Here is an 11,588-nt window from a genome sequence, read left to right as displayed (position 1 = left end):
CGACCGCCGACCTCGGCGGCCGGGAAGGAACAGCGTGAGCAGGGAGATCGACGAGGGCCTGGAGCGTGCCGAGCGCACCCGCCCGATCCCGCAGTCCGTCCAGGCCCGCATGCGCTTCCTGCTCAAGGGCGCCAAGGGCTCCACCAAGAAGCTCGCCCAGGACCTCGGCGTCTCCCAGCGCACCGTGCAACGCTGGCTCAAGGGCCAGGGCACCCCGAAGCCGGCCGCCGCGAAGGCCATCGAGGCCAAGGTCCGCACCGCCTGGCAGCCCCGGGTGAAGCAGCGCGTGCGCAAGGCGGCCGAGCAGAACGGCTTCATGCTGACCCTCAGCGGCACATTCGGGTTCAGCTCCGCGGCCCGCTCCACCGACGACCCCCGGCCGCGCATCATCACCCACAAGATGCCCGGATCGGTCGCCCAGCGCCTCTACGCCGCCCGCGACGCCGGGGAGAGCCAGGAGGAGCAGGAGAAGATCCTCGCCGAAGCGCTGCGCGACCACTACTTCAAGGACAACGGACACCGCGCCCGCGGCCTCGACGTCGAGCTCAACGACGTCGCCTGGATGGACCTTGAGGGCCTCTAAAACCCTCTGGTGGCTGTCATGTCGCCGAAGGTGTGACTGAGCGCTTCATTTGGCGGTTGAGCAGCTCAGTCGGCGGAACTCAAGCCCGGCCCGGACGGCACCTGGGACTGTTCGGATCGTTGTCACCTGGGCGCGATACCGCGGTGCGTGGCCCCGCCCCATGGCGGGGCCGGCGCTTCTGCGGTGTTCTCAGGCCGTCACCGTCACCGTGGTGGTCTCGGGGCTGGCGCTGTTGCCCTGGTAGACGGTGTCGCCGCTGTAGACGGCGGTGATGGTGTGGGTGCCGGTGGTGCGGAAGGCGGTGACGGTCCCGGTCGCCGCGCAGTTGCCGAGGGAGAGGAACAGGTGTCCGGTCCCGAGGGTTGTGCCGGTGGTGGTGTCGGTGAACGTGACCGTGCCGGTCGGCCTGGTTGTGGCGCTCGTACTGGTCGGGCAGACGATGTCACTGAGCACGACCGGAGCGCCGACCCGGGTGCGGGAGGGCATCGCGGTCAGGGTCGTCTTCACGGGCTTGCCCGGGGTGGTGTAGCTGATGGTGATGCTCGGGGCGGCGCTGGTGGTGGTGGGGCCGGTGCCGCCGGCGGGGACGAGCGACGAGCCTCCGCCGCCGCCGCCCCCGCCGCCGCTCGGACTGATGAAGGGGTTGATGTTGCCTCCGCCGCCTCCGCCGTAGTAGCCGCCGGCGCCGGCACCGCCGGTCAGGGAGGCGCCCGGGCCGCCTCCGGTGCCGCCGGTACCGAGCGTGCCGGGCCCACCGCCGAAGAACCCGCCCCCGCCGGTGCCGCCGGCCCCGCCCTGGGTGGACGTGCCCGCCCCGCCGCCGTTTCCTCCGTTGCAGGTCGCGTTCGTGCCCGGCTGGCCGGCGTCTCCGCCCGCGCTTCCGGTGCACTGGCCGGCCCAGCCGGCTCCGCCGCCGCCCGCGGCCACGATGAGGCGGGAGTCGGTGGTGGTGAGGGGTGTGGTGCCGGGCTGGGTGCGGACGTCGGAGGCGCCGCCGCCGCCTCCGCCGAAGTGGGTGCTGCCACCGCCGTTGAAGCCGCCGGTGCACTGTGCGCTACCGGCGCACTGGGCGCCGCCGGTGGCGGTGCCGCCGACTTCGACGTAGAGGGTCTGCCCCCCGGAGAGCCCGGTGAGGGTGCCGGACACCTGGGCGCCCCGGCCGCCGCTGACGCCGTTGTCCTCCACGCCGCCGGCCCCGCCGATCGCCGTGACGTCGACCTGCGTGACACCGCCGGGCACGGTGAACGTCTGCTCGGCGCCGGTGGAGGCGAACGTACAGGTGGTGGTGGGGCCGGACACCGTGCAGGTGCCCTGTGCGTGGGCGGGCGCGGGCAGCGCCAGCGGGGCGACGGCCGCGGCGCAGAACACGGCGGCCGCCACGGCCGCCACCCGGCTCCGACGCCCGGACGAACCGGCATGGTGCCCGTGCGTTGAGCTCGGCCGGTCGGCGACCTCGGACAGTGGGAATGTCACGATCAGCTCCAGAAAAGGGAAGAGGGTCTCTCGGCGAGGGATCGCCTTCCGTTACTGTCGATCACACGGGCGGGGTCGCGGTTGCCTGCCGAGCTGACACACCGCCGGTTCACACCGGCGGCCCCTGGCCGGGCGTTCGGCAGCACCCGAGCTGGCCGGATGCTTGAGGGTGATTGGTTGGTGGCAGGCGCCGAATCGGTCAAAGGGGGCTGCCACCTTTATTCACCAGTACGAACATCTGGTTGCTGCCGCGAGCAAGGCAGAAGCTCTGTGGCGGAGGCGGCCGGTGCCGTGCGGGGCATTCGCAGCCCTGGCTCATGTCGCCGTGACCGATGCTCCCGGGCCGGCCAGGCCATCGGCAGTTGCCCTGTACACGCTGGATTTTGAGACAGCGGCTGACCGCATGCGAGAGAACGCGCCGCTCGACGGAGCAGGGCTGAAAGGCCCTGATACGCCGTCGGCGAATGTGGCCCGGGCGCCGCGCGAATGCTCGTAGGCGCTTCCATCTGATCGGCTTGTCGACGGCTGGCCGCCTCCTACCCGGTGCCGTCACGGGACTTACGCACCGGGGGAGTTGCGCGGCCTGTCGAGGAGATACAGAGAGGGCTTCCTCGCCAGCGGCCATGCCGGCCTGCCACATGGCCGGGGCCGGTCCCATGTTCGAGGGACCCGAGGTGCGCGGCCGTCAGCGCTCTCTCTACCCGGCCCAAGCGCCGCCCCAGAGCCTGTGCGGTCGCGCCCGTCCCTACACTCCGGCACTGACATCTCACGCGGTCCGAGACCCACAGGAATCGAACAAATGGTCTCCTTGGCTGCGGGGCGGTCCGGGCAACACCCCCGGAATTTCCTCTCAGAAGCCTTACCGGGACTGTGACCTGGGCAAATCCCCTTGAGCCGGTCGCACAGCAGCTGTCCTCCCGGTCAGGTGTCGACAAGGGCATGAACCGGCTCCCGCGCCCCGGGCGCCACCGTGTTCACCACCGGCACCCCTCGCACCACCTGTACGGGCGAATACCGCGATGACACCGTGGACAGCTCGGACGCACGGCACCCCCGCTCGATCAGGCAGGCGTACCGACCCACGCCGAAGGCCTCACCGAGCCGTGGAGACGACCCTGCCCGCCAGCCGCGGTGCCGCCGCTGCGACCGACCTCGTAAAACCCTTGCAGGTAAAAGGAGTTCACATCGATGCCCGCTACCATGCGGCTGCTCCACACCTCGGACTGGCACCTGGGCCGGACCTTCTATCGCGAGCCGCTCATCGAGCACCAGCGTGCCTTCCTCGACCACATGCTGGCCGCCGTGCAGGAACACGAGGTGAACGCGGTCCTCGTCGCCGGCGACGTCTACGACCGCGCCATTCCGGGGCTGGACGCGGTCGCCCTCTACGACCACGCCCTGAACGGCCTCGCCGACCTCGGCGTTCCCGTCATCATGATCAGCGGCAACCACGACTCCCCCCGCCGTCTGGGTGTGGCCTCCCGCCTGATCGAGCGTGCCGGCATCCACCTGCGCACGGACCCGGCCACCTGTCACCTGCCCGCTGTGCTCAACGACGCCCACGGCCCCGTCGCGTTCTACGGCCTGCCCTACCTGGAACCGGCCATGACCCGCGACGAGCTCGGCGCCGGCGCCCCCACCCACGAATCCGTCCTCGGCGCCGCAATGGACCGCGTCCGCGCAGACCTCGCCACCCGGCCGGCGGGCACCCGCGCCGTCATCCTCGCCCACGCCTTCGTCACCGGCGCCGCAGAAAGCCGCGAGAGCGAACGCGACATCACCGCGGGCGGAATCCCGACGGTTCCCGCGTCTGTCTTCCACGGCGCCGACTACGTCGCCCTGGGCCACCTCCACCGCCCCCAGAAGATCACCGACCGCATCCGCTACAGCGGGTCCCCCCTGGCCTACTCCTTCGACGAGGCCCGCTATGCCAAGACCATGTGGATCGTCGACCTCCACCCCGGCGCAACCCCCGCCATCGAGCCCCTGCCCTGTCCCGTGCCCCGTCCGCTCTCGACCCTCACCGGCCGCCTGGACGACCTCCTCGGGGACCCGGTCTACGAGACGCTGCGCGATGCATGGCTGCACGTCACCCTGACCGACCCACAACGCCCCGTCCACGCGATGGACCGGCTGCGCGGCCGCTTCCCCCACGCCGTCCACCTCGACTTCGCCCCCGAAGGCGGAACCGACACCACCACCACGTCCTACGCCGCCCGCACCCGCCACCGCACCGACCTCGAGATCACCCGCGACTTCATCAGCCACGTCAGGGGAGGCCGCGAACCCGACCCCGCCGAGGCAGGCCTGCTCCTGCGCGCCGTCGAGGAAGCCCGAGTCGAGGAAATCGTGAAGGAAACCGCCTGATGCGTCTTCACCGTCTCACCCTTCAGGCCTTCGGGCCGTTCCGCACCCGCGAGAGCGTCGACTTCGACACCCTGCGCCAAGGCGGCCTCTTCCTGGTCCACGGCGCCACCGGAGCCGGCAAGTCCACCGTCTTCGACGCCGTCTGCTTCGCCTTGTACGGGGACGTCCCCGGCAAGCGCCACGCGCTGTCGCTGCGCAGCCATCACGCGGATGCTGCCACCGTGACCCAGGTCGAGCTGGAATTCACCATGGCAGGGCGCAGGCTGCGGATCACCCGTACGCCCCAGCAGGAGAAGCCGGGCCGTGTCACGCTTCGTTCGGCCACCGCCCACCTGATGGAACGGCACGCCGACACCGCCTTCGGGCAAGAGGCGTGGAAGCCGGTGGTCTCCGGACATCAGGAGACGAACAGCGAGATCAGCGCACTGCTGGGGATGAGCCGTGACCAGTTCTGCCAGGTCGTGCTGCTACCCCAGGGTGAGTTCGCCAGGTTCCTGCGGGCCGACGCCACCGAGCGGGGTGCCGTCCTGAGCCGGCTCTTCGGCACCCACCGGTTCACCGCCGTCCAACGCTGGCTCTCCGACCACGCCAAGGAGACCGGCCGCCTCCGCGACGAGGCCCAGGCGGGGGTGTGGCGTGACGCGGACCGCATCCAGCACGCCGCTGCCACGGTGGGCATCACCATCACCGCACCCACCCCTTCCCCCGACGCCCCGGACCTCACCCCCGCGCAAACGCTCGGCTGGGCTCACTCACTGAGCACCGCCGCCGACACGGCCCACCACGGCGCGCTGGCCGCACAGGCGACGGCCCGCGACGAGCACGGCGCCGCGACGAATCACGCGGAGACCGTCCACGCCCTCGCCGAGCGCCAGCACCGCCACCGCACCGCGACCCGGGCGCTCGCTGAACTCCGCGCGAAGGACGACCACTTCGGGGCACTGGAGCAGACCCTGGAGCGCGCCCTGCGCGCCGAGCCGGTACGCGCACTGCTGAACGCCCTCGACGCCGCCGACCGCGAACACACCGCGGCCGCCGAAGCACGGGACAAGGCCACGCAGAACCTGCCCGAGCCCCACACCCAGGCCGGCGACGCGGATCTGGCCACCGTCGAGAACCAGCTGGCGAACGACCTCGGACAGCTGGACGCCCTGCGCCACGACGAGAAACGAGCCGCCGAACTGACCGCCGCCCTGGCGGCCCTGGACGCGGAACTGGAGCAGGCCGAAGCCGACCAGACGGAGATCGCCGACCGACTGCAGCACGCGGACGAGGAACGCACCGAGCACACCGCCCGGCTGGAGGCGGCCCAGCAGGCCCACGTCGAAGCCATCCGGCTCGGCGCCACGCTGCCACAGCTCGCACGCCAGCTTGACGCGGCCCGCCGGCGTGACACCCTGGCCGGCAAGAGTGCCAAGGCTCGTGCCAAGGCCGAGAAGCTGAAGGAAGCCGCACTCGCGGCCGGACGGCAGTCCAGGGAGCTGCTCGATCGGCGCCTCGAAGGCATGGCCGGTGAGCTCGCCGGACAGCTGGAGGCCGACCGACCCTGCCCTGTGTGCGGCTCCCCGACCCACCCCAGGCCCGCCACCGCGGGGGAGGGCCACCCCACCCGGGAAGACGCCGCACAGGCCGACCAGGAATTCCGCAAGTCCGACAGGGCCTGGCAGAAGGCCGAAGTGGACGCCACGAAGTACGCCACGGAAGCCGAAGCGGCCCGGGAACAAGCCGGCGACGCCACGACCGCGGACCTCGAGCAGACCCACCGTGACGCCGAGCGCACCCATGCCGAACTGCTCGGCGCGGCCGCCGACATCGCACCCGCCGAAGAGCAGCTGAGGCTCTTCGACGAACAGCACGCCGAGCGCACCAAGGAACTCGCGGCGATCGGCAGACGGATCGGCGACTACATCGGGCGCCAGGAAACCCACGCCGGCGAAGCCGAACTCCTCGGCCGGCGGCTGAAAGAAGCACTCGACGGGCACCCGAGCGTGGCCGACCGCATCACCCACCTGACCGGACAGCGGGCAACGATCACCGCAGCCCGCACCGCCATCCGGCACGCCGACACCACGGCGGCCAACCTCGCCCGGGCACGCAGCGGCGCCGAGGAGCAGGCGACCGATGCCGGCTTCGACACGCTCGACGACGTACGGAAAGCACTGCTCCCACGGGGCAGGACCAACCACATGGCAGGCGAGCTCGCCACCTGGCACACCGAGCAGGCCACCCAGACGGCCACGTTGGCGGACCCGGTCGTCGCGGCAGCCGCACAGCAGGACCCCGCGGATCCCCAGGCCGCCGACACGGCCCTGGCCGAGGTCACCGAACACCTGGCCACCGCCACCGCCGCCGAGACCGCAGCCCGCACCTGCCGCGAAGCCCTGGCCTCACACATCGACAGCCTCACCGCGCACACCACCCGTCTGGGCCCGCTGGCCGAGGAGCACGCGTGCGCGAGGCACCTGGCCGAACTCGCCGCCGGAACCTCCGCCGACAACCAACTGCGCATGCACCTGGAGGCCTACGTCCTCGCCGCCCGGCTCGAAGACGTCGCACGAGCGGCCAACACCCGCCTGAAGCGGATGTCGTTGGGCCGCTACCTGCTCTCCCACACCGACACCCGCTCCGGCCGGGGCCGCTCGGGTCTGGGGCTGGAGATCCTGGACCAGTGGACCGGCCAGACGCGCGACACCAAGACCCTCTCGGGAGGGGAGTCGTTCTTCGCCTCCCTGGCCCTGGCCCTCGGTCTCGCCGACATCGTCGCCCACGAGGCCGGCGGCAGCCGCCTCGACACCCTCTTCATCGACGAGGGCTTCGGCAGCCTCGACGAGGACACCCTGGACGAAGTCCTCCAAGTCCTCGACGAACTGCGCTCCCACAGCCGGGCCGTCGGAGTGGTCAGCCACGTCGCGGACCTGCGCCGGCGCATTCCCACACAGATGCACGTGCGCAAACACGAGAACGGCTCGACCATCAGGGCGCTGGAGAGCGCACCGGCCCACTGAGCCGCCGCGCGGCAGGCGACGCCACGACGGGACACCCGTCGTGGCGTCGCCTGCCGCGGCCACCGCCGCCGCCCGACGCAGCTCCACCCATTGTGGCGCCCGTCGACCGCGGAAGACTTCCGTAGGAGTCGTGACCGGACCCCGGCGTCCCGTGACAGATGATCTTGACCGTTCTCCGAAGGATCTTGATCGCTCGGTCGGTCCGTCCGATGTCCTGGCTGGACCCGGGCAGCGCGGCGACGTCAGGGGACGTCCCACTGTCCGACGGTCGGGGCAAAGCCGCTGTCCAGCGCGAACTGGACCTTCTGGATTTTGGACGAGCTGGGGATCTGGAAGGTGATGTAGCCCAGGGCGGTGTCGCCGGGGGCGAAGGTACGAATGGTCCACCAGTACGTCCGCGAGCGGTTCGGAGCGGAAGTGTCGGTCCAGACTGTTTCGACTGTGTGCAGGTCGCCCGGCGTCAGGGGGTGGTGCACAGCACTGCGGCGGAGAGTTTGCGCGGGCCGAAGACCCCGTTCTTGGCCCACACCGTCCAGCCTGTCGCCGTCGGGGCCGAGGTGGTCAGCAGGACATCGAGGCCGCTGTCTGCGTCGCCGCCGAGCGGCACCTGCCCGGAGGGGCACTCCGCGGTGGCGTTTCCCACCTCCCCTGGCGCCAGGTCGACGGTGGTGCCGAACTTCCAGACGGGCTGTGTGTCGGAGCAGACGGCGACGGCCCGCTGGAAGGACGCGGGCGCGTCCGGGCTGTAGTTGGTGTAGATCATTTCCGCCGCCCATCCTCTGAGATTGGAGAACGACGCCGAGACGAAGGTCCGGTCGCCGCCCTCGAAGCCGCCGCCGGCCACGAAGCGGTTGTTGGCGCAGTTCGATGGGCTGTACCCGTTCTCCCCGGGTTCGAGCCGCTCGTCGTTCCCGGTCTCGTAGGTGAGGGTGGGGTCGGTCGAGCAGATCACCTTGGGGTGGACGGTCTGCACGTCGGGGCTGGCGTTGTATGCCTGGAGCACCCAGCGGTTGCCCGCCGGGTCCGGGACCGACTTCCGGAAGTAGACCGCGCTGCGCAGGTCGCTCTCGACCGACGCCCCGCCCCCGGTGGGCCTCGTCCCCTGGGGGCAGTACGCGGCCACCGTCCGCTCCTGGCCCGGGTACAGGACGGCGGGGTGTCCCGGCTGCTGGCCGACACCGCGGGTCGCCGGTGCCGGCTTGTCGTCCGCCCGCGCGTGCGGGGCGGTGAGCGCACACGGGACGGACAGGGGAAGGGCTGCGGCAAGGAACGTGCTGATCGTCCGTGCGGTACTGCGGGTGCGTCTCATTCCGGCCTCCTCGCGGCCTGGTCCTTGGTCGGGAGGAGAACGTTCCCCGTCCCGCGACCAGGCGCCTCCAGGTGGACGGATGCCGCCCGGACGGATCCTGGAAGGGGTGCCGCCGAGCGCGAGAGAACCAGGTCTCCAGCGCAGCGCGCGGAGCGGTGAGAATCCGCCTTCTGCCGTGCGAGAGGACGGCTACCGCCGCCTGGCGGGCCCGATGACTACCAGTGGTGCCAACTGCAGCGTTGAAGTGACGACTATCGAGCTTCGGCACACCAGGTCAGGCGGGACGGTTCGCGAACCACCGTGCACCACTCGCAAAGTACGGTGCTCCGTCACACCGAGGATCCCAGAACCACTCGCACGGGTTAGAAAAACATTAGATCCAAACTTAGAAGTGCCACTATGATGGTGGCGGGAGGTGGGCCATGTCCGAGGGGATGGACCCGATCGACGCGTTGCTCGCGGAGGTCGACGAGGAGGAACTGCCGCCGCCGGCGGAGCGCAAGCGGCTGCGCCGGGCGGCGAAGCTGACCCGGGCCCGGGTGGCCGAGCGGGTTGGGGTGCGGGAGGAGACGGTCTGGACGTGGGAGACCGGCCGCTCCGAGCCGCGGCCGCCGCAGCGTGGTGACTACGCGCGGCTGCTGCGGGGCCTGGCGGAGCGGTTCCCTGCGCCCGCCCCCGCCGCCCAGGCCGCGGTGCAGCTGCCAGTGCCGGAAGTGTTCGCAGCCGCGCCGGCGCCCGAGCCGAGCGCCCCGGCCGCGCCAGCGGTGGTGATGCTGGACCAGAACCCGGATGGCTCGCTGCTGATGGCCCCGCCGCTGCCGTGCGTGCAGTGCGGGCAGCCCTCGGTCTACCGCGCCCAGGGGATGCCCATGCACCTGGGCGGGTTCTGCCGTCCGGTCGCCGCCGCCCAGGCCGCGCCCACTGCCGCGCCCGCCGCGGCGTTGCCGGAGCCGGCCGCCTCGGTCGCTCCGGTCGCTGCGCCCCGCCAGGCCGCGCCCGGGACCGGCCCGGCGACCGGTCCGTCGGTGGTGTCGCGCCGCACGTCGTCGTCGCGTCCGGCGGCGTCTTCGCGGGCGCGCAAGGCTCCGGCGAAGAAGGCGGCGGCGACGGCTGAGGGCCTGTCGGACTGGCAGGCGGCCGCGGCCGCGCGCTTTCCGGCCGGACCGCTGGCGGTGGTGGACGTCGCGTCGTCAGGCAAGGCGTTGGTGGCTTACCTGGCCGACGGCACGCCGGCTGCGACCGCACCGGCCGGCCGCACGGTGGCCGATGTCGTGGAGTGGGCGCTGGAGGTGAAGCTGGGTTCGCCCAGGTTGCACCGGCACGGCAAGGACGGCGACGCCCTGGTCGTCCTGACCGACGCCGCGCTGGCGGAGCTCGGCCTGCCGCCGATTGGCCGTGACGAGAAGAAGGAGTTCGTCCAGCGTCTGGGTCAGTTGCCGAAGACCCACAAGGCCGTCAAGCAGATCGAGAAGGCCGGCTGGCTGCTGACGCAGCGTGGCCTTGGCCCCTGGGCCAGGGTCTACCGCACCCCGGAGGACGGCAAGCGGGTGTGCGTGCAGCTGTGCATCCCCGGTTGGGGTGCCCTCGCGTCCGGTGGCTGGCAGATTCCCGAGGGCCTAGACGCGGCCGGTCTGGCGCGCCTGCTGGGCACCTACGCCACCCGAGTCCTGACTCCCCGTGGCTCCACGGCCGTCTCCGGCCTCGAACTGGTCACCACGCTGCGCCCGCCCACGAAGGCCGTGCGCACCGAGTCCGGCTGGACGTCCGGCCCGGTGGAGGGCTCGCGGCCGAAGACGGCGTTCGACCCGGCGCCGCCGGAGGTCCCGGACATGCATCCGCTCGCCCAGGGCCGGGAGCCCGGCGATGCGCTGGTGACGGAGGCGTGGGACTGGTTCCGCGAGCTCACCGAGCAGGAACAGGTGGCGCCGTTCGCGGTGGGCCTGGACGTCAACATGGCGTTCCTCGCGGCCGCGGGCAGGTTGACGCTGCCACTCGGCCCGCCGGTGCGCGTGGTGGACCCGGTCTTCGACCCGAAGACGCCGGGCTCGTGGCTGGTCGACCTGTCCGGCGTCGAGATGGACCCGCTGCTGCCCGGCCCGTTCACCGCGGACGGGGCGCGGCCGACGGGTCCGGCCTGGTACTCGACGGTGAAGGTCGCCTACGCCATCGAACTCGGCGCCACGGTGCGACCCACCGAGGGCTGGCTGCGCTACGAGCATGGGCCGTACCTGGACCCGTGGCACAAGCACCTGCGCCAGGCCTACCTGGACACGATGGCCGCCCTCGGCGTCCCGATCGACCTGGCCGACCGCGACCCGTTCGCCTTCCTGGACACCATGGCAGGCCTCAAGACGACCGGCGACCCGGCGGAGCTCGCGGTGCTGCACGCGATCAAGCAGACCGCGAAGGGCACGATCGGGAAAATGAGGGAGCGTCCGCGCGGCCACGGCTACGAGTACGGCGAGCGCTGGGCCGCCCTGGAACGTCCGACCTGGGACCCGCTGATGCGCGCCCTGGTCATCGACACCGCCACCGTCAACCTCCACCGCAAGCTCCGCAAGATGGCCCACGACACCGGCCTGAGCTGCTTCGCGGTCCTCTCCGACTGCGCGGTGTTCGCCGCCCCCGGTCCAGGTGCACTCGACGTCCTCACCAAGCCGGACGGCACCCTCACGACCTCGCTGCGACTGGGGGCGTCGCCGGGGATGGTGAAGTTCGAGGGTTCCCGGCCGATGGCCGAGACCGCCAAGTTGATCGCCGACGGCGCCAATCCGGCCCGGCACATCAAGACCGGCGGGGTCGTCTCCGACGACGAGTAGCCGCCGTCCCGTGCGGCCCCGACACCAGGCTG

At 71.7% G+C, this 11,588-nt stretch carries 7 protein-coding genes; 4 read left to right on the top strand and 3 right to left on the bottom strand.

Features of this window, described 5'->3' with window-relative positions; translation table 11 throughout:
• The first annotated feature begins 34 nt into the window (after positions 1-34).
• Positions 35-583: a telomere-protecting terminal protein Tpg gene (tpg, locus tag ACFVU9_RS11415; RefSeq protein WP_387592271.1), complete on the top strand. Its 549-nt coding sequence runs from the start codon at positions 35-37 to the stop codon at positions 581-583.
• A 189-nt stretch (positions 584-772) separates the two neighbouring features.
• Here the strand turns inward: tpg and ACFVU9_RS11410 are convergent, their stop codons facing one another.
• Positions 773-1,963, bottom strand: a complete 1,191-nt coding sequence (locus ACFVU9_RS11410) for an Ig-like domain repeat protein (RefSeq protein ID WP_387592268.1) — start codon at positions 1,961-1,963, stop codon at positions 773-775.
• Positions 1,964-3,256: 1,293 nt separating this feature from the next.
• On the opposite strand from ACFVU9_RS11410, the gene ACFVU9_RS11405 reads away from it, so the two are divergent.
• Both ACFVU9_RS11405 and ACFVU9_RS11400 read left to right on the top strand, forming a co-directional pair.
• Positions 3,257-4,423: an exonuclease SbcCD subunit D gene (locus tag ACFVU9_RS11405; RefSeq protein WP_387592424.1), complete on the top strand. Its 1,167-nt coding sequence runs from the start codon at positions 3,257-3,259 to the stop codon at positions 4,421-4,423.
• Positions 4,423-7,428, top strand: coding sequence for an AAA family ATPase (locus ACFVU9_RS11400; RefSeq protein ID WP_387592265.1), 3,006 nt, complete (start codon positions 4,423-4,425; stop codon positions 7,426-7,428). The genes ACFVU9_RS11405 and ACFVU9_RS11400 overlap by 1 nt, the downstream gene beginning before the upstream one ends.
• Before the next feature lie 242 nt (positions 7,429-7,670).
• Here ACFVU9_RS11400 and ACFVU9_RS11395 read toward each other — a convergent pair whose 3' ends face one another.
• Positions 7,671-7,904 carry a hypothetical protein gene (locus ACFVU9_RS11395; protein WP_387592262.1) on the bottom strand — a complete coding sequence of 78 codons (234 nt, stop codon included), beginning with the start codon at positions 7,902-7,904 and terminating at the stop codon, positions 7,671-7,673.
• Positions 7,889-8,737: a hypothetical protein gene (locus tag ACFVU9_RS11390; protein ID WP_380498444.1), complete on the bottom strand. Its 849-nt coding sequence runs from the start codon at positions 8,735-8,737 to the stop codon at positions 7,889-7,891. The genes ACFVU9_RS11395 and ACFVU9_RS11390 overlap by 16 nt, the downstream gene beginning before the upstream one ends.
• A gap of 422 nt (positions 8,738-9,159) precedes the next feature.
• Between ACFVU9_RS11390 and tap the strand changes: the two genes are divergently transcribed.
• On the top strand, positions 9,160-11,556 hold the full coding sequence (gene tap, locus ACFVU9_RS11385; protein WP_387592260.1) for a telomere-associated protein Tap: 2,397 nt from the start codon (positions 9,160-9,162) through the stop codon (positions 11,554-11,556).
• The last annotated feature ends 32 nt before the right edge of the window (positions 11,557-11,588 follow it).

The sequence above is a fragment of the Kitasatospora sp. NPDC057936 genome, from assembly GCF_042887525.1.
Classification (GTDB): domain Bacteria; phylum Actinomycetota; class Actinomycetes; order Streptomycetales; family Streptomycetaceae; genus Kitasatospora.
The sequence above is the reverse complement of the archived record's forward strand: the minus strand, read 5'-3'. Positions and strand labels throughout refer to the sequence as shown.

Coding starts and splice junctions, on each gene's coding strand:
- ACFVU9_RS11405 (WP_387592424.1), top strand. CDS start 3,257: ATGCGGCTGCTCCACACCTCGGACTGGCACCTGGGCCGGACCTTCTAT.
- ACFVU9_RS11400 (WP_387592265.1), top strand. CDS start 4,423: ATGCGTCTTCACCGTCTCACCCTTCAGGCCTTCGGGCCGTTCCGCACC.
- ACFVU9_RS11390 (WP_380498444.1), bottom strand. CDS start 8,737: ATGAGACGCACCCGCAGTACCGCACGGACGATCAGCACGTTCCTTGCC.
- tap (WP_387592260.1), top strand. CDS start 9,160: ATGTCCGAGGGGATGGACCCGATCGACGCGTTGCTCGCGGAGGTCGAC.